The sequence below is a fragment of the Citrobacter sp. S-77 genome, assembly GCF_963864895.1.
Taxonomy (GTDB): Bacteria; Pseudomonadota; Gammaproteobacteria; order Enterobacterales; family Enterobacteriaceae; genus Citrobacter; species Citrobacter murliniae.
Genome location: NZ_CAWLWU010000002.1, coordinates 457,446 through 481,448 on the forward strand (window position 1 = coordinate 457,446; position 24,003 = coordinate 481,448).

22 protein-coding genes and 1 other annotated feature (1 of these 23 cut by a window edge) are annotated in these 24,003 nt (G+C 45.8%); of the genes, 14 read left to right on the forward strand and 8 right to left on the reverse strand.

Features of this window, described 5'->3' with window-relative positions; translation table 11 throughout:
* The first annotated feature begins 55 nt into the window (after positions 1 to 55).
* The 4 genes from AACS05_RS02870 to AACS05_RS02885 all read left to right on the forward strand — a co-directional run bounded on the left by AACS05_RS02870 (position 56) and on the right by AACS05_RS02885 (position 3,890).
* Positions 56 to 712, forward strand: coding sequence for a glycosyltransferase (locus tag AACS05_RS02870; protein ID WP_223306973.1), 657 nt, complete (start codon positions 56 to 58; stop codon positions 710 to 712).
* On the forward strand, positions 709 to 1,629 hold the full coding sequence (locus AACS05_RS02875) for a hypothetical protein (RefSeq protein WP_045439518.1): 921 nt from the start codon (positions 709 to 711) through the stop codon (positions 1,627 to 1,629). The genes AACS05_RS02870 and AACS05_RS02875 overlap by 4 nt, the downstream gene beginning before the upstream one ends.
* Positions 1,630 to 1,951: 322 nt before the next feature.
* The gene (locus AACS05_RS02880) at positions 1,952 to 3,046 is read left to right on the forward strand and encodes a hypothetical protein (RefSeq protein WP_045439521.1); all 1,095 of its coding nucleotides are present in this window, start codon (positions 1,952 to 1,954) and stop codon (positions 3,044 to 3,046) included.
* A 55-nt stretch (positions 3,047 to 3,101) separates the two neighbouring features.
* Positions 3,102 to 3,890, forward strand: coding sequence for a hypothetical protein (locus AACS05_RS02885; RefSeq protein ID WP_045439524.1), 789 nt, complete (start codon positions 3,102 to 3,104; stop codon positions 3,888 to 3,890).
* A 248-nt stretch (positions 3,891 to 4,138) separates the two neighbouring features.
* Here the strand turns inward: AACS05_RS02885 and AACS05_RS02890 are convergent, their stop codons facing one another.
* The 5 genes from AACS05_RS02890 to ettA all read right to left on the reverse strand — a co-directional run bounded on the left by AACS05_RS02890 (position 4,139) and on the right by ettA (position 12,470).
* Positions 4,139 to 5,386: a capsule biosynthesis protein gene (locus AACS05_RS02890; RefSeq protein ID WP_045439527.1), complete on the reverse strand. Its 1,248-nt coding sequence runs from the start codon at positions 5,384 to 5,386 to the stop codon at positions 4,139 to 4,141.
* A gap of 14 nt (positions 5,387 to 5,400) precedes the next feature.
* On the reverse strand, positions 5,401 to 7,425 hold the full coding sequence (locus AACS05_RS02895) for a capsular polysaccharide biosynthesis protein (protein WP_045439530.1): 2,025 nt from the start codon (positions 7,423 to 7,425) through the stop codon (positions 5,401 to 5,403).
* Positions 7,426 to 7,487: 62 nt separating this feature from the next.
* A complete protein-coding gene (locus AACS05_RS02900) occupies positions 7,488 to 9,158 on the reverse strand; it encodes a polysaccharide biosynthesis/export family protein (RefSeq protein WP_045439532.1) in 1,671 nt (556 codons plus the stop codon).
* A 33-nt stretch (positions 9,159 to 9,191) separates the two neighbouring features.
* Entirely contained in the window at positions 9,192 to 10,247 is a 1,056-nt protein-coding gene (locus AACS05_RS02905) for a capsule biosynthesis protein (RefSeq protein ID WP_190284572.1), read from the reverse strand.
* A gap of 555 nt (positions 10,248 to 10,802) precedes the next feature.
* Positions 10,803 to 12,470 carry an energy-dependent translational throttle protein EttA gene (gene ettA / locus AACS05_RS02910; protein ID WP_045439535.1) on the reverse strand — a complete coding sequence of 556 codons (1,668 nt, stop codon included), beginning with the start codon at positions 12,468 to 12,470 and terminating at the stop codon, positions 10,803 to 10,805.
* 206 nt (positions 12,471 to 12,676) lie between these two features.
* Between ettA and sltY the strand changes: the two genes are divergently transcribed.
* Complete coding sequence (gene sltY, locus AACS05_RS02915; protein WP_045439537.1) at positions 12,677 to 14,614, forward strand: murein transglycosylase; 1,938 nt, start codon at positions 12,677 to 12,679, stop codon at positions 14,612 to 14,614.
* 89 nt (positions 14,615 to 14,703) lie between these two features.
* Positions 14,704 to 15,030: a trp operon repressor gene (gene trpR / locus AACS05_RS02920; RefSeq protein WP_045439539.1), complete on the forward strand. Its 327-nt coding sequence runs from the start codon at positions 14,704 to 14,706 to the stop codon at positions 15,028 to 15,030.
* Between the two features lie 93 nt (positions 15,031 to 15,123).
* Here the strand turns inward: trpR and yjjX are convergent, their stop codons facing one another.
* Positions 15,124 to 15,639 carry an inosine/xanthosine triphosphatase gene (gene yjjX, locus AACS05_RS02925; RefSeq protein WP_045439542.1) on the reverse strand — a complete coding sequence of 172 codons (516 nt, stop codon included), beginning with the start codon at positions 15,637 to 15,639 and terminating at the stop codon, positions 15,124 to 15,126.
* A gap of 250 nt (positions 15,640 to 15,889) precedes the next feature.
* Between yjjX and gpmB the strand changes: the two genes are divergently transcribed.
* Positions 15,890 to 16,537 carry a 2,3-diphosphoglycerate-dependent phosphoglycerate mutase GpmB gene (gpmB, locus tag AACS05_RS02930; RefSeq protein ID WP_045439544.1) on the forward strand — a complete coding sequence of 216 codons (648 nt, stop codon included), beginning with the start codon at positions 15,890 to 15,892 and terminating at the stop codon, positions 16,535 to 16,537.
* On the opposite strand, the gene robA is transcribed toward gpmB, so the two are convergent.
* Entirely contained in the window at positions 16,534 to 17,403 is an 870-nt protein-coding gene (gene robA, locus AACS05_RS02935; RefSeq protein WP_045439547.1) for an MDR efflux pump AcrAB transcriptional activator RobA, read from the reverse strand. The two genes, gpmB and robA, sit on opposite strands and share 4 nt — an antisense overlap.
* Before the next feature lie 211 nt (positions 17,404 to 17,614).
* Between robA and creA the strand changes: the two genes are divergently transcribed.
* Genes creA through creD form a run of 4 tightly spaced genes read left to right on the forward strand, consistent with a single transcriptional unit; the run spans position 17,615 to position 21,618 of the window.
* On the forward strand, positions 17,615 to 18,088 hold the full coding sequence (gene creA, locus AACS05_RS02940) for a protein CreA (RefSeq protein ID WP_045439549.1): 474 nt from the start codon (positions 17,615 to 17,617) through the stop codon (positions 18,086 to 18,088).
* Positions 18,089 to 18,100: 12 nt separating this feature from the next.
* Positions 18,101 to 18,790, forward strand: coding sequence for a two-component system response regulator CreB (gene creB, locus AACS05_RS02945; protein WP_045439551.1), 690 nt, complete (start codon positions 18,101 to 18,103; stop codon positions 18,788 to 18,790).
* Positions 18,790 to 20,214, forward strand: a complete 1,425-nt coding sequence (creC, locus tag AACS05_RS02950; RefSeq protein WP_045439553.1) for a two-component system sensor histidine kinase CreC — start codon at positions 18,790 to 18,792, stop codon at positions 20,212 to 20,214. The genes creB and creC overlap by 1 nt, the downstream gene beginning before the upstream one ends.
* A gap of 57 nt (positions 20,215 to 20,271) precedes the next feature.
* The gene (gene creD, locus AACS05_RS02955) at positions 20,272 to 21,618 is read left to right on the forward strand and encodes a cell envelope integrity protein CreD (protein ID WP_045439556.1); all 1,347 of its coding nucleotides are present in this window, start codon (positions 20,272 to 20,274) and stop codon (positions 21,616 to 21,618) included.
* 60 nt (positions 21,619 to 21,678) lie between these two features.
* Here the strand turns inward: creD and arcA are convergent, their stop codons facing one another.
* A complete protein-coding gene (gene arcA, locus AACS05_RS02960) occupies positions 21,679 to 22,395 on the reverse strand; it encodes a two-component system response regulator ArcA (RefSeq protein ID WP_001194359.1) in 717 nt (238 codons plus the stop codon).
* A 95-nt stretch (positions 22,396 to 22,490) separates the two neighbouring features.
* On the opposite strand from arcA, the gene yjjY reads away from it, so the two are divergent.
* The 3 genes from yjjY to thrL all read left to right on the forward strand — a co-directional run bounded on the left by yjjY (position 22,491) and on the right by thrL (position 23,988).
* Complete coding sequence (gene yjjY / locus AACS05_RS02965; protein WP_001541509.1) at positions 22,491 to 22,631, forward strand: protein YjjY; 141 nt, start codon at positions 22,491 to 22,493, stop codon at positions 22,629 to 22,631.
* Positions 22,632 to 23,030: 399 nt separating this feature from the next.
* Positions 23,031 to 23,717 carry a tRNA/rRNA methyltransferase gene (locus AACS05_RS02970; protein ID WP_045439567.1) on the forward strand — a complete coding sequence of 229 codons (687 nt, stop codon included), beginning with the start codon at positions 23,031 to 23,033 and terminating at the stop codon, positions 23,715 to 23,717.
* A 200-nt stretch (positions 23,718 to 23,917) separates the two neighbouring features.
* Positions 23,918 to 24,003, forward strand: a sequence feature (Thr leader region) (it continues 41 nt past the right edge of the window).
* Complete coding sequence (gene thrL, locus AACS05_RS02975) at positions 23,923 to 23,988, forward strand: thr operon leader peptide (RefSeq protein ID WP_001386572.1); 66 nt, start codon at positions 23,923 to 23,925, stop codon at positions 23,986 to 23,988. Its footprint overlaps the feature before it by 66 nt.

A 24,003-nucleotide genomic window follows, 5' to 3' on the forward strand; every position in this document is an offset into this window, starting at 1 on the left:
ACATAGTGATGAAATCCAACAGTCGATACTGAGGACTTACCGGAAAGCACACAAAGTGATCGCATTAACAAGATTCCAAAAGGAGGAGTATATTAATAATGGTATATTTAATGTAACAAATATACCTAATGGAATCGAAGATAAACTTTCTATGATTAAAGGGTGTAGCAATATACTCTCTCCTAAGAGAATAGTATCATTTGGTCGACTAGTTGAAATAAAACAATTTAATTTATTGATAGAGTCTTTTGCTTTAATTGCTAAAAAATATCCAGACTGGAATCTTGATATATATGGTGATGGTGATAAGAAAGAATCATTATTAAAAATGATTGCAGATTATGATTTATCAGAACAAGTAAGGATTTGTGAACCAACATCTTTGGTTTATGAGGAGATTTATGCTAGTTCATTCTGTGCTCTTACTGCGTTCAAAGAACCTTTTGGTATGGTTTATATTGAAAGTTTTAGCATGGGTAAACCGGTTATTAGTTATGACATTGGTTATGGGCCAAAAGAATTTTTGAAAGATGGCTATAACTCTCTTATATCACCTTGCTTTGATACCGTAGATTTTTCCAGAAAAATGGAAATGCTAATGAATGATGAAACGTTACTAAAAAAACTTGGTGAGGGGGCACGAAGAACGTATATAGATCACTATGAAATTTCAAAAGTTATGAAGAGTTTTATTAACGAGTGCTCTAAATGACAAAATTAACCAAACTACTAACTAAGCCACGTTTGTTCTTCAGTGATGCGTTAGTAAAAAGAACTAATAGTCTAATAGTAAATGGACATAAAGCTATGAAACAAGAGAATGGGAATGCTCAACATCTTTTAGCAGTAAACAATGGAACGGTTAGAGTCAATTTAGTTATTATTGATAATATTGATAATTTAAATAAAAATAAAAGTAATGTATTAAAATATCAATGTAGGACATTAGAGAAATATACATATTTCGATAGAGTGTCATATATATCGGATTCTATTAAAAGTTCTAATGCTAATTATGCAGTGTATAAAAGCTATAATGATTTCTATGAGAAAGTTATATCCAGAAGCTCACTTCGACTTGAGTATTTTGTTTTTGTTGGACTGAACTTTTTCTTCTTACGCGAGGCTGGCTTTGATTATTTTGTTAATGAAGAAATGTCAGGTATTACTTATATAAAAAAACAAATATCAAAAAATAATACATTGCAGGATTTATTTTCTAGCATTTATGGCAGTTTTGAGTACAAATTTAATCCTGTGGAGAATTATTGTTGCGTTAATAATTTAATTTTAAATCAGTATCATCAAGTTTTATTTAAAATAAATGATTTGGATTCTTACTTTTTTAAATTTCTGCCGGTTGTAAATGCTGTAAATTGTTACGGAAGAAATTGCTCGGAAACTAAAATACAATTTGCCAATCTTAATGGAGGTCATCATGAGAAACTAACATGGTTGCAAACTGTTCATGGTTCTGGTAGGTGTCCATTAGCAATTACATTTAATAAGATGAGGAAGGAAGTTGATGATGAATACTCTACTTTTCTCGACTCTATAGTGCCACATACTTCTAAACTCGAAAATGAAATTATTATTAGTATTCCAAAAAACAAACTAAACTTAGAATAAATAAATTCGAGTATACTAACTTTTTGAATGAATACTGGCCATTATTGTTATAGATGCTCACGATCAAAGGTCTCTAATGGAGATAATATCTTATTAGAGATCTGATTGTTTATTTTAAAATTCGTAGCGTTGATTAGGTTTTGAAATGGATTTATATCAAAAGATTTTATATGCTAACGGTATATTTATTGAGTGTATTAAGATGATGTGAACGTCAATATATAAGTACACTTCTAAATTAAATATCTTTCTGATAATCGTATAGTTTGTTGTACTCTGGATATACTTCAAATTTTATATTTGTTGATGCTGAGGTAAATTAATGTTTCGGAAAATAAGAAAACTTTTCAATCGACCTAATATTTTTTTTAGAGATGCCTTGTTAAATAAATATCCTCTTCATCTCACCCAGGGAGTAACTCATTTTGGTGGGGAAAATAGCATCATTGATGCTTGTGAAAATATTGATAATCAATTCATTCCTGATTTTGACATAGATGTGGTTTATACTTGGGTTTCGGATCTGGACCTGCAATGGAAAAATAAAAGAGACACTTATTCTCATCTGTGGGACGGTCATACGACACCTCATGCACTAGAAAAATCTAGGTTTGATGATCATAATGAAATTTACTATTCGCTATTAAGCTTGGAAATGTATATGCCCTGGGTTCGTAATATCTATATTATTACGGATTCTCAAATTCCTCCGACTCCTATAGGTATTAGAGAAAAAGTACATATTGTAGACCATCGTGATATAATTCCTGAAAAATATTTACCAACTTTTAACTCTCATGTGATCGAAGCATGTCTTCACAATATTAATGATCTGTCCGAGCATTTTATCTATTTTAATGATGATTTTTTTGTGGCACGTGAAATCAGCGCAGCTCATTTTTTTCACTCAAATGAAATTGCAAGTATATTTATTGGGAATAAAAATATAAATTTCGAACATGATAAACTTACATCTACATCAATAGCTTGTAAAAATAGCAATGATCTTTTTTTGGAGATGTTTGATATAACTTTTAATCATAATCTTGTTCACACTTATGTGCCGCTACGTAAAAGTTATTATATATTAGCGTATGATATCTTTGGTGAGCGTATTTTGAATTTCTTAACTAATAAATTTAGGTCTACAACAGATATAAATATGGCTACTTTTTTTGTACCTTATCTACAGTATATTTATGGCGTGTCAACGCCTAAAATTGATATAAGCTACTATTTTAATATCCGCTCACCAACTGCGTCATTCTACTATGATCGATTACTAGATGCGAAAGCTGGCAATAATTTACCCCATTCTTTTTGTGCAAATGATTTTAGTTCTTGTGAATTTCCATATGCAAATTGTCATGATGAGTTTAATAAGTTCGCGCAAAAATTTTACGATTATTTTAATTGATTAATTAAGTTTTGTGAAAATATCCAATAAATGATGTGAGTAGATAGGGATTATTATGGCATTTCATGAGAAAAAATTCGATCATATGAATGGAACAACTATAACATATATTGAAGATCCATATCCTATTGAAAATTATCGAGGAGAGCGAAAATTAATAATTATTTTTCAATCTCTTGGTGATGAAAAATCAAGTGATGATGATAAACGATATCCTTATACTCTTTTAGCCGGTCTAAAACACTTTAACGTCAGGAAGATATATATTAAAGATGATCATGGGATGGTTGGCGATTATTATCTTGGTATTAATGGAACTCTTAATACTAAAGATGCAGTAATTTACTTTATAAATGAGAAAATTAAAGAATATAAACTCCTTAAGGAAGATGTCATAATGTTAGGTTTTTCAAAGGGAGGATACGCTGCATTGCTTTTTTCTCATGAAATTGGGGTAGGTGCTGCTATCTGTGCAATACCTCAGTTTGATTTAGTTAAATGGATTGATAAATTTAAGTCCCATCTTTCGTATATATACCCTAAGGAAGCGAGTGACTCTGATAAAGAGTTTTACTCTGAGCATTTAGGTGAAGTTATTAGGAGAACATTGACTCCTCCAGGGAGGATATATCTAGTTACATCACGAAATGATGAAACATATTCTGATCATATACCTCATTTAATAGATGCTATTAATTATATGAAAAGAAGTAAACTTATTGTTTTTCACAATGATGAAATGTATGTCACTCGCCACAACAATGTTGTTAAAAATTCATTAAATGAAATTATGTTTTTCATAAGTAGTGAGTTGGTTTCATCTCGATTAAAAAATAATATGTGATTTATATCAACCCCATGTATTGAAAATTTAAAACGTGAAAGTAATTTGGAGTTTTATATTGTCAAAAATGGCTTGAGGTATGGTAAATATTATACAGCGATTAAATATCAGCGGTGAGTAGGGAGATGGATTGTTATCCATGTTTCATTGGACGGGATATGATGAAAAATATAGAGCAAAAGACAAATGGTTTTATAAGTATTATGGATTTAGGTTTCTAGGATTAATTAAATGTAAGTATTTTGAAGTCACTGTAAGAACCACTTCCCTTCAGTAATATTCTTTTTATGAGTCACCTGATATTGCACCATTTCAGGTGATTTCTTTCCATAAAACACTGCATTAATTTGAGTGTTTACACGTAAATATTTGCTGAATTTCTTGAATAACCTCGTGTCAGGCTTAAAGTGAGCACCCCAGTATTGATTTAAATGTCCTTGGTAAGTCAACCCTTTAATATCATATAGAGCTTGCCCTAATACCTTAAGTGGCTTATTGTGAATAAGCGCAGATATCCCAGCAGTGCTATTGATAGTTATGACGGCTTTCGTATGGGTCAGCAAACGTGGCATTGGCAGATCGTGCACATAAATCACCCTATTACTTACACCATATAGTTTGCCTAATTTTTTAATTAACGGTGCATACAGGCGGTGTCCGCGATCCATCGGATGGTGTTTGAACACCAAAAAATCTGCTGGTGAAGCTTTTTTAGAAAATGAGTACATAACATCATTAATATAATTACGCACATCCTTATACGGGCTATGATTTCGAATCTGGCTGTCGTTGTATACTTGTAGAATGGCCAAAAAGTAGCGTTTATCCAATGTTGTTTTCAGCAACGTCATCACGTGTCGTTCTTTGTAGCGATACCACTGTTTACGCCAGCCAGCACGGATCCAACATTTGGCTTCATACCAGGGGGAAAAGACTTTATGGTGTCTGTATTGAGGAAATTGGGTCCGATATATCCAACTGATCAGGTAATACCACATAGCATGCCAGATACGCAGGTTAGTTGAAGGCTTTAAACTCTGAACCTCCAGCTCCGGTTGTGGGGGTAAATTGCGGTAAAACTCTGGCTCTCTAGGAATTGAGGAATAAGCATTAACGCCGCCTTTCTCGAGAGTAATGAAGTGCGGTCGTAAGTACCCCTCTTCAAAGGCCAGAAAACGTACCCCTTTGGCCTGCGCCCAGCGTTTTGCTGCCTGATGTAATTGGCGGCAATCACCAAAGCACAGAATGGTATCAAAAGGATTTTCCTGCCATGTCTCTTTTAACCAATGTGGAAACTCCCTCGGTGTCTTCGTGTAGGCCAGATATTGCCGCTTCCGGCAATAAAAACGGTCGCCGGCATTAAAAACAACATTAGTGGCTTTACGTCCCTGCGATTCCAGCCATTCCGCCATCTCATTGAAAAACGGTCCCATTGGTCCTTGTAGTAGCAAGTAACTCTTACCAGAGAGAAGTGTATTGATCGTATTGCTGTTCATAGAGATCCTTCTCGTTATCTTGTTTTCATGGCGTTATAAAGCATTTGCAATTTTCGACTTTGCCGTTGCAGATACTGGCTTGCTCTGTGTTGGTTGAGACTTAAGTTCTGGCGCTTTTGAGCCAGCAACCAGTCAATGGCCATTTCAGGTGTAATGCACAGTTTCAGCTCCGGGTGAATGTAGATGGGGTAGCTAATCAGCGTTTGGTACAGCAAGTCGTTGAGTGAGATGCAGTTCTGTCGGCGCTCACAGGTGTGTTCATCAGTGGTTAACCCCCAGCCAGCATAGAAGGGAATGCCGTAGCAAAAGACTTTTTTACCATGTATGAGGGCTTCAAATCCTGATAGCGACGTCATAGTATGTACTTCATCAACCTGCTGAATACACTCGATAATATCGGCATCAAGTGCCACGCAATCAGCCAGTTGTTGCATATCTTTTTCTGCTATATGTCCAGGACGATTACCCACCAGAACGTCCGGGTGGGGTTTATAGATGATGAAGGCATTGGGGTAACGAGCACGAACGGTCTGCAATAATGCCAAATTAGTGTTGGTGGACCGTGTTCCGCGAGCCATGGAGGCATCGTTTTCAACCTGACCGGTAACCAGTAATTTTCGTTTCCCCGCAGTTACGCATGGAATTACCCATTGTTCACCAAGGTTATATTTGCTGAGTTTGGTGGCTATCAACTTTTGCCTCAGCGCTTCGGCACGTTGCTGCTGTTCTTTTGTCAGATGTGAATTGTTTAGTAAATTTTCCAGATCGCTTTGCCGCGTGGCATCGTAATAGATACCTGTTTTGTCGAGAACCAGGGATAGAGGAGGCTGTAGATCTGAACCCAAACCGGAAGATCGCAAGAAACCGTCTTCCATTCGCCAAACGGGAATCTCGCGCTGTGATGCTGCCACATGCCAGCGTTGCTCTCCTTTGATCCCCCATACCACGCAGATGTTGGCCCCCCGTCCACTGCGTGAGAAATTGACATGGTTTGTAGGTGTAGCCAGAAAAGGTTTTACTATGCTGCTTTTCCAAAGCGTCATACCCGGAGCCCAGAGATTTCCGTGGCGAGTCAGAAGGTATGTGCGTTGTAAATGGAGATATTCCAGCACATTTAATAGCGTACCAGGGTTACCTGTATACGGGTCGATATAGCGGCTATATTGCAGCCAGGCAGCCGCTACCAGAGCGGTAAGTGGGGCGCTTCCTCGGCGTGCGGCAAGTCTATCTGCGAATTGATGCCGATCATCGGTCAGGCCCCATCCTGCGTACCAGGGCAAACCGAAACAAATGACCTTTTTACCTGCCATCAGCGCCTCAATACCATATTGTGATGTTACGGTATAAACGGTAGAGACATGCCGTAGCAGTGATTGTGGGCTGAAATCTTCAGTTATAAGTCGAATACTTGGATCCTGGGCCAGGTTGTCAAAATATCCTTTCTTCTTACCTGTCAAAACATCAGGATGTGTTTTAACCCAAATTTTGCCTTCAGGATGCTCCCGTTTGGCACAGGACAACATCTCTGCGAATTGTCTCTCACTGGCACCGCCCAGAGTGATGGATACATCCCCGTAGGTTTGATCAATGACCAATGTCACGCCAGCATGGTGCCCTTCATTAAAGGGAAGTGAGTGGTTGTATTTTGAGAGATCGTTCTCAACCATGAAGGCCATCGCCCGCAGAGCATCGTGTTGTAAATGTGGCTCTTTAGCTTCCTTCTGAATGAGTACTTCCAGGCGGCTGGGACGGCTGGCATCGTAGTAAATGCTTAAATCATCAACGACCATGCCTAAAGGTGGCGCTCCATTGATGCCCAACCCTAATGAACGGGTAAAACCGTCTTCCAACCGCAGTATTGGCAGCCCGGCCTTTTTAGCTTGTTCTATTGGACGCTGAGAGACGGCTCGCTCTCCCCAGACGGCGATCGCGTCGACTGAATTTGGGGCCGAAAAATGTGACAGTTTATGGCACGCTTCACCTAAAAAATTCTGAAGGTGCGGGATCTGCCAGATACCTGAAGAGTAGATGCCTATCATCCTGAATGGCTTCCATGTTAGTGTTTTTTTGGTGGCGGAATCTCTCCGCCACCCTCTTTGTCTTACAGGTCCAGAATGACTTTTGCTGCTACAGCCAACTGATAAAGAATGGTGGAAATACCCCGTGTGACTTCCAGATTTTTAGTTTCATACATCGGCAGTACCATGATTTCATCGCCAGGTAGAACGTCGTCTACGTCGTCGGCATCCACCGCCGAACCATCCTGGTGAATAACGATGATTTTCGACTGACCGGACTTTTGAGTCAGACCGCCGCACTTCTCAATGTAATCATCCACATCCAGCTTCTCGTTCCAGGATATTGCGTTGGGAAAAAGAACCGAACCATGGATCATAACTAATGAGGTTTTCTCCGGGATCGTAATAACGTCGCCATCTTCCAGGATGACGCTATCAAGATTACTTCCGTTAAGGACAACCTGACCTTTAGGCACCACGTTACGTGCTTTTGCTACGAAACGACTGACGAGTTGGGCTTCCTGCACACGCAGTCGAGCTTCTTCCTGCGTAGCGGATTGAGAGGACAAAGAAGCCTCTTCCAGTTTTTGCAAAGAGGTATTCAGCATCTCTTTCTGACGGGTCGCCACTGAGTGGCGGTAAAGCTGAATACTACTGAGTTGCGACATGTTGTTAGGTTTAATCTGCGCCAGCACCTGTTTCATTGTGGAGCCGTATGGCAATACGACAGCATGTTCACCAGAGTGAGCGCCTTCAATGCGAATCTGTATGGTGCCAGCGTAGCGGTCGGAGCTGATGATAAGTTTATCGCCATCCTGCAGGATTTTGCCTGGTGAACTGTTTAGTGGGTGATACTCCGTCCGCTTCATTGCCCCCTGCTGGCGGATAATAGTGAAATGCGTTGCTCCCGGTTTGGGACGCGACCATGCCAGCGCTTCTGAAACGGGAATGGTGCTATTGTGGAACTCGAAGTCATAGCTGTTATAAACATCACCTTCTACGCTAAAGGTGTATTGTCGAGGGCCGACGATAATTGTATCCCCATCGGAAAACTGAGAAAGATTCAGTGAACCATTGAGCAGAAAATCATAAAGATTGACGTGTGCACGTACACTCTTACCACGTTTCACAGTGATATCCACGTAGCTTCCTCGCTCACTATCCACTCCGCCCGCTTTACTCAGATAAGAGAGCAGCGAATCGGAGGCGACGCCGCCATATAGCCCGGGATTTCTGACGTACCCTGTGACGAATACTTTTACCGGTTGCGCCTGAAGAAGCGAAGCATAGACGTTGACATTCGACTGATAGATTTCTTTCACTTTGGTCGTCACTCGACTGTTTAACTGGCTGTTATTTATGCCGTTAACGTTCAGTGGGCCGATGTTGGGGACAAAAATGTTTCCTTTGGGATCGACGGGGAGGGCTCCGTCAAAATTAAATGCTCCCCACAATCTAATCTGAATGGTATCGCCAAGTCCGATAATGTAATTGGGATTAAAGCCGATACTGGCACCGCTATCAGCGGTGGTACCGGTAAACAGCTGAGCACCGAACATACGGCTTAACACCGGTGCAGGCGTTGGCATCGGTGTGTTATCAAAGCCGCTGTTGTCCGTGGTCTGTGTTTTGGCTACGAGTGCTTCAGGGAGTGCTGCAGCACCGGTTAGCTGCTGATCCGCAGTAATTCCGACAGCCAAAACCTGGCAGGATAGTAAGATGCTCAATACAAGAATCGATTTAACTAATTTCATAATAGACTCTGTCATTTATATCGGTGGCGGATATCATTCTTTGTGATCTTCAATAATGGCGATCAATAATTTGGTCGTACCAAAAAGCAGACAACACACTAATAACCAGCTCGCTAAGAGATAGGGGATGTTCGGAAAGCGAGATTCTTGCGGTAATTGTGGTGAGCTAATTATGGATAGCGTTTTTAGCTTACGTGCGCTTTCCATTCTGGTTTTCTCGATGGCTTTCAGTGCTAAGGCGTATATATCGGTATCAAATTTCACCGTGTTTTTGAGTTCTTCAAAATCAGCGGCCATGCTGTTAAGTTTTTTGCCATCAGGTGCGGTAATTTTGTTTTGCTCAACTTCAATTTGGGCTTGTAATGACTTAATGGCATTTTGGGTACTGACCACCTGAGGAGCATCTTCACGTAAATAGGTCAGCAGATTGCGTAGATCTGCCTCCATCTCTATTTTTTTACTCATCAGTGTATTGACCAGCGTACTGGCTGCTTCGGCTGAAGCTGCTGGGTCGAGTACATTATTATTATTTTGATACGCCAGAAGATGACTCTTACTGTTGTTCAGGCGATCTTTCGCCTGCTGTAGTTCATCCTCAGCAAACTGCATCTGCTCGCGTATGATTTTATGCGAGAGCTCATTAATAAAACGCTCTGACTCCTTAAGTATGGCTTGGTTAAATTGTTGAGCAAACTCAGGCGTGAAGCCTTGCGTCTGAATTGACAGTAAACCTGATTTTTCGTCGTAATCAACGCTCAGACGGGAGCGGTAGTATTCAAGGTAGCGTTCTGTGGTGATATCTATGGGAAGATGGTAAAGAAAGTCCCAGCCGCTTTGGCTGAAGGCTCGATGGAAATTGAGCTTCTTATCCAGGCTTTGTAGCATATCCGGAGAGTTAATGTACTCTTTCAGATACAGCGAGTCTTCCGCAGAAGAGGGGGTCGATGCGCCCAATATCAAGCCAACATTCAGACTGCTATTGTCGAGTTCGTTTTGACGTTTGACCGCGACTTTAGCTTCGCTGACGTAGCGAGGTTGACAGAAAATCACCAGATAGACAATTAGCAGGCACATCGGGGCCGCGATCATCGTTTTCCACAAATGATGCTGGATATCAATTTGGCGACATTTTTTGAAAATTGAACAGATCAGTCTTTTTTTTCTGGCAATAGAGTGATCGGGTAAAGTGTTTTTTATTTCCATGAGTTATTCGATGAGCTTAATTAATCGGTTGGGATGATAGAATATTCTTGGCGTGAGATATTCATCTATCCCATTGATTGCATTCTTTTTGCCGATACAACTCAAAATAAATAATGTGATGAAACATATCATTCCTTTGTATGTTATCAAATGAGTTTTAATATTGCTGGGGTCTATTTATATATAAACTATATAAGTTAATGTTTAATTGATGACGTATCTGTTTTTTTAGCACAGTTGTTAAAACACTACAACTGTGATTGTCTATTACTGGTTTTTCTTAGGTGGTATGTATTGAGAGTATTTATATTTTTTGATGGATATAGGAGAGGTGGCAATAAAATTACCATTTTTTTATTCTCAAATGAATGATTATATTCTAACTTAAAATCGTATTAAGTTTTATTAAAGCGGATGGCAGAGCCATCCGCTAGAGTAGTATTACTTCGCAATACGCTTGTACTTGATACGCTTCGGTTCCAGCGCATCTGCACCCAGGGTACGTTTCTTGTACTCTTCGTATTCGGTAAAGTTACCTTCGAAGAACTCGACTTTGCCTTCATCCTGGTAATCCAGAATGTGGGTGGCGATACGGTCGAGGAACCAACGGTCGTGCGAGATAACCATGGCGCAACCCGGGAACTCCAGCAAGGCGTTTTCCAGCGCGCGCAGGGTTTCGATATCCAGGTCGTTTGTCGGTTCATCGAGCAGCAGCATGTTGCCGCCAACCTGCAGCAGCTTCGCGAGGTGCAGACGACCACGCTCACCACCGGACAGTTCGCCTACACGTTTACCCTGATCAACACCTTTGAAGTTGAAGCGGCCTACGTAGGCGCGGCTTGGCATTTCAGTGTTGCCGATACGCATAATATCCAGCCCACCGGATACTTCTTCCCACACGGTTTTGCTGTTATCCATAGCGTCACGGAACTGGTCGACGGAGGCCAGCTTGACGGTTTCACCCAGTTCGATGGTGCCGCTGTCAGGTTGTTCCTGACCGGACAGCATACGGAACAGAGTCGATTTACCCGCGCCGTTCGGACCGATAATACCGACGATAGCCCCTTTCGGTACGGAGAAGCTCAGGTCGTCGATCAGCACACGATCGCCGTAGGATTTACGCAGGTTGCTGACCTCAACGACTTTATCGCCCAGACGTGGTCCTGGTGGAATAAACAGTTCGTTGGTTTCGTTACGTTTCTGGTACTCGGTGTTGTTGAGCTCTTCAAAGCGAGCCAGACGGGCTTTGCCCTTAGACTGACGGCCTTTGGCACCCTGACGCACCCATTCCAGTTCTTTCTCAATGGATTTGCGGCGGGCCGCTTCCTGAGAGGCTTCCTGTGCCAGACGCTGATCTTTCTGCTCCAGCCAGGAAGAGTAGTTACCTTCCCAAGGAATACCTTCGCCGCGGTCCAGCTCCAGAATCCATCCGGCAACGTTATCGAGGAAGTAACGGTCGTGGGTAATCGCCACCACAGTGCCTTCGAAGTCGTGCAGGAAGCGTTCCAGCCACGCAACAGATTCGGCATCCAGGTGGTTGGTTGGTTCGTCGAGCAGCAGCATGTCTGGCTTTTCCAGCAGCAGGCGGCACAGCGCGACACGGCGGCGTTCACCACCGGAGAGCTTCTCAATTTTTGCATCCCAGTCTGGCAGACGCAATGCGTCAGCGGCACGTTCGAGCTGCACGTTGAGATTATGACCGTCGTGCGCCTGAATAATCTCTTCAAACTTGCCCTGTTGTGCGGCGAGCTTGTCGAAATCAGCATCGGGTTCAGCGTACTTCGCGTACACTTCATCCAGGCCTTTCAGGGCGTTAACGACTTCGGCAACAGCTTCTTCAACTGATTCACGAACGGTATGTTCCGGGTTCAGTTTCGGTTCCTGCGGTAGGTAACCGATCTTGATACCTGGCTGTGGACGTGCTTCGCCCTCGATGTCGGTGTCAATGCCGGCCATGATGCGCAGCAGGGTAGATTTACCCGCGCCGTTCAGACCGAGCACGCCGATTTTGGCGCCAGGGAAGAAACTCAGAGAGATGTTTTTAAGAATATGACGTTTCGGCGGAACCACTTTGCCGACACGATGCATGGTATAAACGAATTGAGCCACGTTGGACTTCGCCTCTTTTATAGTGATGAATAGTTATCAAAGGCGAAGTGTAGCCTTTTTCACGGTCTAATCCCAGCCAGCAGATCTCACCCGCAACAAAAGTAAAAAAGTGTCCGGAACGTGGCACATTCTGTAATGTCTGGTTAGCATAAATCTATTAAGCGGCATGATGCTGCACAGACGTAACACGACAAGAGGAAGAGCTTGTGGACAAAGCCAAAAAATTTACCTGGCGCCTACTGGCTGCCAGCGTATGTCTGCTGACGGTAAGTCAAATGGCGCGGGCCGATTCTCTGGATGAGCAGCGTAACCGCTATGCGCAAATTAAGCAGGCCTGGGATAACCGACAGATGGATGTTGTAGAGCAGATGATGCCTGGCCTGAAGAGCTATCCTCTGTATCCCTATCTTGAATATCGTCAGATAACTGACGATCTCATGAATCAACCCACCATTACTGTAACGAATTTTGTGCGTGCCAATCCTACGTTGCCTCCAGCCCGCACATTGCAATCGCGTTTTGTGAACGAGCTGGCTCGTCGGGAAGACTGGCGCGGATTGTTAGCGTTTAGCCCGGATAAACCCGGTACTACCGAAGCGCAATGTAACTACTACTATGCGAAATGGAGCACCGGGCAAGCAGAGGAAGCCTGGCAGGGGGCGAAAGAGCTTTGGCTGAGCGGAAAAAGTCAGCCCAATGCCTGTGACAAATTATTCGGCGTTTGGCGGGCATCGGGCACTCAGGATCCGCTGGCTTATCTGGAACGTATTCGCCTGGCGATGAAAGCAGGTAATACCGGGCTGGTGACTGCACTGGCAGGACAGATGCCAGCCGAGTATCAGACCATAGCTTCGGCGATCATCGCGCTGGCAAATGATCCTAATTCCGTTATGACATTTGCCCGCACGACCGGAGCAACGGATTTCACTCGCCAGATGGCGGCGGTGGCGTTTGCCAGTGTTGCGCGTCAGGATGTGGAAAATGCACGTTTGATGATCCCGTCACTGGCGCAGGCGCAGCAGCTTAATGACGATCAAACTCAGGAGCTGCGTGATATCGTCGCCTGGCGCCTGATGGGCAATGATGTTACCGACGAGCAGGCGAAATGGCGTGATGACGCTATTATGCGATCGCAATCCACCACGCTTGTGGAACGTCGCGTGCGGATGGCGCTGGGAACTGGCGATCGGCGTGGTCTGAATACCTGGCTGGCGCGCTTGCCGATGGAAGCCAAAGAGAAGGATGAATGGCGTTACTGGCAGGCGGATCTGTTGCTGGAGCGGGGGCGTGATGCCGAAGCGAGAGAGATCCTGCATTCTTTGATGCAGCAGCGCGGTTTCTATCCAATGGTAGCGGCGCAAAAGTTGGGTGAAGAGTATGAGCTGAAGGTCGACAAAGCACCTACAGATGTCAACTCTGCCCTGACTCAGGGACCTGAAATGGCACGCGTACGTGAGTTAATGTACTGGAACATGGATAATACTGCGCGCAGTGAATGGGCGAATCTGGTCACCAGCCGCACGAAGTCTGAACAGGCGCAACTGGCGCGTTACGCATTCAACAACCACTGGTGGGATCTGAGCGTGCAGGCAACGATCGCCGGCAAACTCTGGGATCATCTGGAAGAGCGTTTCCCTCTGGCCTACAAAGATCTGTTTTCTCGCTACACCAGCGGGAAGGATATTCAGCAAAGCTACGCGATGGCAATTGCGCGTCAGGAAAGCGCCTGGAACCCGAAAGTAAAATCACCGGTTGGAGCCAGTGGGTTGATGCAGATTATGCCGGGCACAGCGACGCATACGGTGAAAATGTTCTCGATTCCAGGTTACAGCAGCCCCAGTCAGTTGCTGGATCCTGAAACCAATATCAACATCGGTACCAGCTATTTGCAGTATGTATATCAGCAATTTGGCAACAACCGCATTTTTGCTTCTGCGGCCTATAACGCCGGGCCGGGACGCGTTCGCACCTGGCTTGGTAATAGCGCTGGGCGAATTGACGCAGTGGCATTTGTTGAAAGTATTCCTTTCTCTGAGACAAGAGGGTATGTGAAAAACGTTCTGGCTTATGACGCCTATTATCGCTATTTCCTGGGGGATAAACCGGAGTTGATGAGCAACGCAGAATGGCAACGTCGTTACTGATCGAGTCGAGTGTGTTATGCTATCGTACTCGTTAAAGAGTACAAAAGGGGGAAGCAAGCGCGCTTCCCCCATAACGATGGCGACACTTTATGACTCAGCAATCACCCTATTCAGCAGCGATGGCAGAACAGCGTCACCAGGAGTGGTTACGTTTTGTCGACCTGCTTAAACACGCCTACGATCAGGATTTACACCAACCACTGCTTAATTTGATGTTAACGCCAGATGAGCGCGAAGCGCTGGGTACGCGCGTGCGCATCATTGAAGAACTTCTGCGCGGTGAGATGAGTCAGCGTGAGTTAAAAAATGAGCTCGGGGCCGGGATCGCCACAATTACACGTGGTTCTAACAGCCTCAAGTCGGCGCCAGTAGAGCTGCGTCAGTGGCTGGAGCAGGTACTGCTCGGAAAAAATTGAATTTCCTGATGGCGATGCTGCCGCATTTTATCAGGCCTACAAATGACGCTGAGCCGTATGCCGGATAAGGCGAAGCCGCCATCCGGCACAACGCTACCAATACACCGCGTTATGAAACGGGCTAAGCGCCAGAATTACTGCCTGGTGGTAAACGCTGGAGCGCGTCAGTTTTCCTGCAGTAAAGACACCAATTGCTCCCTCTTTACGGCCGATCTCATCAATACCCGTATACTGTGACATCACCGGACCGAGTGCTTCCCCCTGACGGACCTTTTCGAGAATAACCGCAGGCAGCGGTAACGTTGCTGAACGCGCTTCGCCTCGCTGCGCGCCATTATCAATCACCACCCAACTGAACGTGGCGTCATCATCAATTCCTGCTTCGATGGCTACCCAGAAATCGGCCTGCGGATGCAGACGGCGCGCGTTTTCAACCCGATTTCGTGCGCCAGTACGCGTTTCCTGACTTCCAAGAGGTTGTTCTGGCACACCACTCTCGACGGCAGCGGGTTCGATATGGCAGGATCCTTCACCGAAAATCTCTTCAAATGCCTGTAGAATTGCCTGAATTTTGGCAGGATTGGTGGTAGCAGAGATAACCTTGTGCATAATTAAGCTCGGTTTGAAAAATTCATCGCAGTCTATTCTATATAATTTGAGTGACAGGAAGGCGGCAAGCGAGAACCCCCCCCTGGTGCATAGATAACTATGTGGCTGGGGGAGCGACTAATCTGTCAGGAACAGATTTGAACGCCGCAAAGCGGCGGCCCGTAAGGGCGAGGCTCATGGATGAGCCGAGTAACTCGTAGCCAACGCATCTGCCACTCAAAGTATGACGAGTATATAACGGAAAAAACGCATGTTACAGGTATACCTTGTTCGCCATGGTGAGACGCAGTGGAACGCCGAGCGACGTATTCAAGGCCAGTCAGATAGCCCACTGACCGCTAAAGGTGAGCAGCAAGCCATGCAGGTCGGCGAACGCGCCCGCTCGCTTGGCATTACTCATGTCATCAGTAGCGATTTAGGTCGTACACGACGCACCGCAGAAATCATTGCCCAGGCTTGTGGCTGTGATATTACCTTTGATGCCCGACTGCGCGAGTTGAATATGGGGGTGCTGGAAAAGCGCCATATTGATTCTCTGACGCAAGAGGAAGAGGGTTGGCGTCGCCAGTTGGTGAATGGAACGGTTGATGGCCGCATCCCGGAGGGAGAATCGATGCAGGAGTTGGGGGAACGTGTTAACGCCGCCCTGGCATCCTGTCTGGATCTTCCACAGGGAAGTCGTCCACTGCTGGTGAGTCACGGTATTGCTCTGGGTTGTCTGGTGAGCACGATTCTGGGATTGCCAGCATGGGCGGAACGCCGGTTGCGTCTGCGTAACTGCTCAATTTCCCGCGTCGATTATCAGGAAAGTTTGTGGCTGGCGCCGGGATGGGTTGTCGAAACGGCAGGGGACATATCGCATCTGGATGCCCCTGCGTTGGATGAACTACAGCGTTAGCGGCGAATAGGGATAAGGAATTCGCAGCGCAGATTAATAGGGCGATCGCCTGCTTTGGCATCTTCTGCCGGATAGTATCGCTCTATATCCTGACCTTTACGGCGAGTGAGGTTTAGCATCGGCATACAGGTGCCGTAAACCGTCAGGATAAATTCCTGCACGCCTGTCCCCAAGCCTTCATACGTAAACATCACGTATTCGCCACCCTGCAACAGGATCGGTTGTGCTGATTGCACATATCCATTGGCCTGTTCTGGCGTTAATGCAGTTGTATAGAACACTTCCTGCTCGTCATCTTTTTCAAAGCTTGGACGCGTTTCGTTTAGTCCGTATAGAACAGGCGGGATCGCCGGAGCCTGGCTGAGGAAGTCGCGCCAGAACTGAATACGCATTTCATGACGGAAATCTGAGATCTGTTCCAGTGAGCAGGAGTAACTTTGCGTGGTGCCGAGCAGTTGCGTATCTTCCAGGGTCACGAACTGATGCGGTGGCATAGCAAATTCCCCGAGTCTCATCGGCGGACGAATACCAAAAGCGCTCCATTCTGGCGAGCGGCGATACAGCGCAGGCGTCTGCGCAAATTGCTTTTTGAACGCGCGAGTAAACGTTTGTTGAGAGTCGAAACGGTATTGCAGGGCAATATCAAGAATGGGGCGAGCAGTCAGACGAAGCGCCACTGCAGACTTCGATAAACGACGGGCGCGGATATAGGCGCCAATAGCATGGCCCGTCACGTCCTTAAACATTCTCTGCAGGTGCCACTTGGAATAGCCCGCTTTTGCCGCCACATTGTCAAGCGACAGGGGCTGATCCAGATGACCTTCCAGCCAGACTAATAGGTCGCGAATAATGCCAGCCTGATCCATAAAATATCCTCATCCTTTCAACAACGAGTACCTGACGTCAGGTATGTGGATAATAGCATTTTTTGCTGTTTTAGCATTCAGTGTTTTTTTTGCTCATAAATGCTTTTTTCGGGCATACGAAAGCGTGATTATTGTAATCCTGTGATCTGTATACGTTTTATCTTAGAATGTCGAATAATTACACAGAGTAACTTTTAAAAATGGTAACAATATGAAATATAAGAGCTTAGTCATTTCCTCAATTTTGCTGATGCTGGCGCAGGTTGCCCATGCCGAGCAAATTGGTTCTGTCGATACGGTATTCAAAATGTTTGGACCAGATCATAAAATTGTGGTCGAAGCTTTTGACGATCCGGATGTTACCAATGTGACCTGCTACGTTAGCCGAGCGAAAACCGGCGGCATCAAGGGCGGGTTAGGACTGGCTGAAGATACTTCCGATGCCGCGATCTCTTGTCAGCAGGTGGGGCCGATTGAACTGAGCGACCGAATCAAGAATGGCAAAGCTGAGGGTGAGGTTGTCTTTAAGAAACGTACATCGTTGGTGTTTAAGTCCTTACAGGTAGTGCGTTTTTATGATGCGAAACGTAATACGCTGGCATATCTGGCCTATTCAGATAAGGTTGTTGACGGGTCGCCTAAAAATGCCATCAGTGCAGTACCCATCATGCCGTGGCGACAATAACAAGGAAGCAAGATGCAACAGCCGTTGATCTGGTTGGTTGAGGATGAGCAGGGAATTGCTGACACGCTTATCTACATGCTGCAACAGGAAGGTTTTAGTGTCGAAGCGTTTGAGCGCGGGTTGCCGGTGCTGGAAAAAGCGCGACAGCACTGCCCTGATGCGATAATCCTCGATGTTGGTTTACCTGATATCAGCGGCTTTGAGCTATGCCGGCGCTTGTTGGAACATCACCCGGCTTTACCCATTCTCTTTCTGACCGCACGCAGCGATGAAGTGGATCGTCTTCTGGGGCTGGAAATTGGCGCGGATGACTATGTTGCGAAACCTTTCTCGCCGCGTGAGGTCTGTGCCCGTGTACGCTCGCTGCTCCGACGGGTGAAAAAATTTTCCGCTCCATCATCGTCGACGCGTTTTGGTGATTTTGAACTTAATGAACCTGCCGCGCAGATCGCCTGGTTTGGCATACCGCTAAGCCTGACGCGCTATGAATTCCTGCTGCTGAAAACATTGCTGATGTCGCCGGGACGTATCTATTCTCGCCAACAGTTGATGGATTTAGTCTGGGCCGATGCTCAGGATACCTTTGACAGGACTGTCGATACGCATATTAAAACGTTGCGTGCCAAACTGCGGGCGATTAATCCCGAACTCTCGCCGATTAACACTCATCGCGGTATGGGGTATAGCCTGAGGAGCGTCTGATGCGCATCGGCATGCGTTTGCTGCTGGGCTACTTTCTGATCGTGGCCGTTGCTGCCTGGTTCGTTTTGTCTATCTTTGTGCAGGAGATTAAGCCTGGCGTTCGCCGTGCTACAGAAGGCACCCTGATTGATACAGCTACGTTATTAGCCGCGCTGGCTCGTGATGATCTTCTTTCAGGCGACCCTGCTAACGGCAAGTTGGCGCAGGCATTTTCGCAACTGCACGATCGTCCTTTTCGCGCCAATATCAGCGGTATTAACAAAGTTCGAAATGAGTACCATGTCTACATGACGGACGCACAGGGTAGGGTGTTGTTTGACTCTGCCAACAAAGCCGTCGGTGAAGATTATTCCCGCTGGAACGACGTTTGGTTAACGCTGCGCGGGCAGTATGGCGCACGTAGTACGCCACAAAATTCAGACGATCCGGAAAGCTCAGTCATGTACGTTGCCGCACCGATTATAGATGGCGGGCGTATTATCGGCGTTCTTAGCGTCGGCAAACCGAATGCGGCAATGGCACCGGTTATTAAGCGTAGTGAACGGCGGATGCTATGGGCGAGTGCGGTGTTGCTGGGTATTGCATTGGTGATTGGCGCAGGGATGGTGTGGTGGATAAACCGATCTATTGCCAGACTGGCGCGCTATGCTGATTCCGTAACGGAGAATCGACCCGTTGCCTTACCTGATTTAGGCAGCAGTGAGCTACGTAAACTGGCGCAGGCGCTGGAAAGTATGCGTCTGAAGCTGGAGGGTAAGAATTACATTGAGCAGTACGTCTACGCGTTAACGCATGAACTGAAAAGTCCACTGGCAGCTATTCGCGGTGCGGCGGAGATTTTGCGTGAAGGCCCGCCGCCTAATGTGGTTGCGCGCTTTACCGAAAATATTCTGACGCAAAATGCGCGCATGCAGGTGCTGGTTGAAACCCTGCTACGGCAGGCGCGACTGGAAAACCGGCAGGATATTTCATTCATCCCCGTGGCGGTAGATGCGCTATTTGTTCAGTTGCGTGACGCGCGTAGCGTCCAGTTAGCGGCTAAGAACATCACGCTTACTATTGTGCCTTCATCACTGATTGTCGCGGCTGATCCTGCGTTACTGGAGCAGGCAGTAGGTAATTTACTTGATAACGCCATCGACTTCACACCGGAGAAGGGAAACATTATCCTTAGTGCATATCAGCAGGATGAGAGAGTCACATTGCAGATTACGGACAGCGGAAGCGGTATCCCTGACTTTGCGCTGCCACGTATTTTTGAACGTTTTTACTCGCTCCCCCGTGAGAATGGGCAGAAGAGCAGTGGTTTAGGTCTGGCATTTGTGAGCGAAGTCGCGCGACTGCTTAAAGGTGAAGTGGTACTGCATAACCGTCCCGAAGGTGGGGTGCAGGCTTCGTTGACGCTTCACCGTCACTTCACATAACTTCAAACTCCCCGCACATAGCTGTTTTACCTTGCTGGCATTGCAAAGGAGAACGCTATGTTGAAATCCCCCCTGTTTTGGAAAATAGTCACCTTAAGTGGTGCAATGCTGCTGTTATTAATTCCTCTGACAATGGTCAGACAAATTATCGTTGAGCGATCGGATTACCGCGGTGCAGTAGAAGATGCCATCCGACAGAGTACCAGTGGGCCGCAGAAGATGGTTGGTCCACTGATCGCTATTCCCGTGACAGAAGTTTATACCGAGCTGGAAGATGACAAAAAGGTCCAGCGTAAGCGCAGCTTTATCCATTTCTGGCTGCCAGAGTCGTTAATGGTAGAGGCAAATCAGGACGTCGAAGCACGAAGGATCGGTATTTACGAGGGACAGGTCTGGCATAACGGTATGTCAGTGCGGGCAGAGTTTAATGCTGAGCGTCTGAGTGAATTGAATCATCCGAATGTGACTGTGGGAAAACCGTTTATTGTGGTTGGTGTAGGTGATGCCCGAGGTATTGGCGTAGTCAATGCACCGCAGGTCAACGGAGTTTCACTAACGGTTGAGCCCGGAACGGGGTTGAATGGGCGTGCTCAGGGGATCCATATTCCGCTACCGGATGCCGACTGGGTGGAGAAGGATCTCAGTCTGGCATTGTCACTCAATCTGAGTGGAACCGGAGATTTCTCTGTCGTTCCGGTGGGGCGTAGCAGCGAAATGACCTTAACCAGCAACTGGCCTCATCCCAACTTTCTGGGGGACTTTCTTCCGGCAAAGCGCGAAGTCAGCGAGTCAGGGTTTAAGGCTCAATGGCAAAGCAGTTGGTTTGCCAATAACCTGGGCGAACGCTTTGAGGGGGAGAAAATTGGCTGGCAGGGAATGCCTGCATTTAGCGTAGCTGTGGCCACGCCTGCGGATCAGTATCAATTGACGGACAGAGCAACAAAGTATGCCAGCTTGTTAATAGTACTGACCTTTATGTCTTTCTTTGTACTCGAGTGTATGAGCAATCTTCGTCTGCATCCCATGCAGTATCTGCTGGTGGGGTTATCGCTGGTGATGTTTTATCTGTTGCTGTTGGCGCTGTCAGAACATATTGGCTTTACGGCGGCGTGGATCATTGCCAGCATGGTTGGTGCGTTGATGAACGGCGTTTATTTACAGGCGATATTGCAGGGATGGCGTAACAGTATTTTGTTCACAGTGGCGCTGCTGTCTCTGGATGGGGTGATGTGGGTGCTGTTGCGTTCGCAGGACAGCGCTTTACTGCTGGGTACCGGTGTGCTGTTGTTAGCGCTATGCGGGATCATGTTCCTGACGCGTCATCTTGACTGGCACTCGCTTGCTCAACCAAAGCCAAAAGACGTTCAAACCGCTGAGAATGACGGGCTGCGTTTGTGGAAATAGGGCAATGATGAAATGAAAAACGGCGCATAAAGCGCCGTTTTTATACCAGTCAGAATCGAATTAATCCTGCAGGTCGCCGCAGAAGCGGTAACCTTCACCGTGAATGGTCGCGATGATTTCTGGTGTATCCGGCGTGGATTCGAAATGTTTACGAATGCGGCGGATTGTTACATCAACGGTACGGTCATGCGGTTTCAGTTCGCGACCGGTCATTTTTTTCAACAGTTCTGCGCGAGACTGGATTTTGCCCGGATTCTCACAGAAGTGAAGCATGGCACGGAATTCACTGCGTGGCAGTTTATACTGCTCGCCGTCAGGACCGATTAGAGAACGGCTGTTAATATCCAGTTCCCAACCATTGAACTTGTAGCTTTCGACGCTACGACGCTCTTCGCTGACCGTGCCCAGATTCATGGTACGGGACAGCAGGTTACGAGCACGGATAGTCAGTTCACGTGGGTTAAACGGCTTGGTGATGTAATCGTCAGCGCCGATTTCGAGGCCGAGAATTTTGTCGACTTCGTTATCACGGCCCGTCAGGAACATCAGCGCAACGTTAGCTTGTTCACGTAGTTCACGCGCTAACAGAAGACCGTTTTTGCCTGGCAGATTGATATCCATAATCACAAGGTTGATGTCATATTCAGAGAGGATCTGATGCATTTCCGCGCCATCTGTCGCCTCGAATACATCATAGCCTTCCGCTTCGAAAATGCTTTTCAACGTGTTGCGTGTTACTAACTCGTCTTCAACGATAAGAATGTGCGGGGTCTGCATGTTTGCTACCTAAATTGCCAACTAAATCGAAACAGGAAGTACAAAAGTCCCTGACCTGCCTGATGCATGTCGTAAATTAACATGATCGGCGTAACATGACTAAAGTACGTAATTGCGTTCTTGATGCACTTTCCATCAACGTCAACAACATCATTAGCTTGGTCGTGGGCACTTTCCCTCTGGACCCGACAGTGTCAAAAACGGCTGTCATCCTAACCATTTTAACAGCAACATAACAGGCTAAGACGTACCGGACACCCAATAAAACTACGCTTCGTTGACATATATCAAGTTCAATTGTAGCACGTTAACAGTTTGATGAAATCATCGTATCCAAATGTTAGCTTTCATCACAAAAATGCAATAATACAACTAGTTGCACTCGCAAACTAATAAATGTAATGAATCCAATGAATGAGATCCATTTTCAATTAAATTATCATGGATAAACAGAAGGATATACAACTTCTGTTAACAAAAAAAGTAATAGTAAATCCACGAAATAGTTTAGCATTTTTTACTGAATGTGGAATGCATTTTCAGTGATTTCTGTTAAAAATATGTAAATTCGCGCTGCGTAATATGTTGATGGGCATCACATTATTATCTGCAGACTGGCCAAAAAGAGTATCGAAATGCGTTTAACTATTATTCTGGTAGCCCCTGCCAGAGCAGAAAATATTGGTGCGGCTGCCCGTGCTATGAAAACCATGGGTTTTGCCGAGTTGCGGATCGTTGACAGCCTGGCTCACCTGGAGCCTGCGACGCGATGGGTTGCGCATGGCTCAGGTGATATTATTGATAATATTAACGTTTTTTCAACGCTGGCTGACGCGCTTCATGATGTTGATTTTACCGTCGCCACCACGGCGCGCAGCCGCGCGAAGTTCCATTATTACGCCACTCCTGTCGAGCTGGTCCCCTTGTTGGAAGAAAAATCTGCATGGATGGAACACGCCGCGCTGGTTTTTGGTCGTGAAGATTCAGGCCTGACAAACGATGAATTAGCTCTGGCCGATGTACTGACCGGTGTCCCCATGGTTGCCGACTATCCTTCACTCAATCTGGGGCAGGCGGTGATGGTGTATTGCTATCAATTAGCAGGTTTAATACAACAGCCCACAAAAACCATTGAGCCGACAGATGAGCTTCAGTTACAGGCATTACGCGCACGTGTTTTACGTTTATTAACCACGCTGGACGTTGCTGATGACATCAAACTAACGGATTGGCTGCAACAGCGAATGGGCCTGTTAGGGCAGCGAGACACGGCAATGTTGCACCGTTTTCTACATGATATTGAAAAAAACATCACAAAATAAAATTTCACATTTTTTGTTTTTTATGGTGTTTGACTCTGACTTCAAGTGGGCATGGCACGCTGTATTGGTTGAAAGTAAAAGAGTAGGCAGTCGCTCGTGAACAAGTTTCGGAGTGTGATCAATTTAAAAATTTATTGACTTAGGTCATAAGATACTTTAACCCTAAAAGAATACAGCACAGAATAATTACAGAGCACACAACATCATGAAACGCATCAGCACCACTATTACCACAACCATCACCATTACCACAGGTAACGGTGCGGGCTGACGCGTACAGGAAACA

Coding starts and splice junctions, on each gene's coding strand:
- AACS05_RS02875 (WP_045439518.1), top strand. CDS start 709: ATGACAAAATTAACCAAACTACTAACTAAGCCACGTTTGTTCTTCAGT.
- AACS05_RS02880 (WP_045439521.1), top strand. CDS start 1,952: ATGTTTCGGAAAATAAGAAAACTTTTCAATCGACCTAATATTTTTTTT.
- AACS05_RS02885 (WP_045439524.1), top strand. CDS start 3,102: ATGGCATTTCATGAGAAAAAATTCGATCATATGAATGGAACAACTATA.
- AACS05_RS02890 (WP_045439527.1), bottom strand. CDS start 5,386: ATGAACAGCAATACGATCAATACACTTCTCTCTGGTAAGAGTTACTTG.
- AACS05_RS02895 (WP_045439530.1), bottom strand. CDS start 7,425: ATGATAGGCATCTACTCTTCAGGTATCTGGCAGATCCCGCACCTTCAG.
- AACS05_RS02900 (WP_045439532.1), bottom strand. CDS start 9,158: ATGAAATTAGTTAAATCGATTCTTGTATTGAGCATCTTACTATCCTGC.
- AACS05_RS02905 (WP_190284572.1), bottom strand. CDS start 10,247: ATGATCGCGGCCCCGATGTGCCTGCTAATTGTCTATCTGGTGATTTTC.
- trpR (WP_045439539.1), top strand. CDS start 14,704: ATGACTCAGCAATCACCCTATTCAGCAGCGATGGCAGAACAGCGTCAC.
- yjjX (WP_045439542.1), bottom strand. CDS start 15,639: ATGCACAAGGTTATCTCTGCTACCACCAATCCTGCCAAAATTCAGGCA.
- gpmB (WP_045439544.1), top strand. CDS start 15,890: ATGTTACAGGTATACCTTGTTCGCCATGGTGAGACGCAGTGGAACGCC.
- robA (WP_045439547.1), bottom strand. CDS start 17,403: ATGGATCAGGCTGGCATTATTCGCGACCTATTAGTCTGGCTGGAAGGT.
- creA (WP_045439549.1), top strand. CDS start 17,615: ATGAAATATAAGAGCTTAGTCATTTCCTCAATTTTGCTGATGCTGGCG.
- creB (WP_045439551.1), top strand. CDS start 18,101: ATGCAACAGCCGTTGATCTGGTTGGTTGAGGATGAGCAGGGAATTGCT.
- creC (WP_045439553.1), top strand. CDS start 18,790: ATGCGCATCGGCATGCGTTTGCTGCTGGGCTACTTTCTGATCGTGGCC.
- creD (WP_045439556.1), top strand. CDS start 20,272: ATGTTGAAATCCCCCCTGTTTTGGAAAATAGTCACCTTAAGTGGTGCA.
- arcA (WP_001194359.1), bottom strand. CDS start 22,395: ATGCAGACCCCGCACATTCTTATCGTTGAAGACGAGTTAGTAACACGC.
- yjjY (WP_001541509.1), top strand. CDS start 22,491: ATGACTAAAGTACGTAATTGCGTTCTTGATGCACTTTCCATCAACGTC.
- AACS05_RS02970 (WP_045439567.1), top strand. CDS start 23,031: ATGCGTTTAACTATTATTCTGGTAGCCCCTGCCAGAGCAGAAAATATT.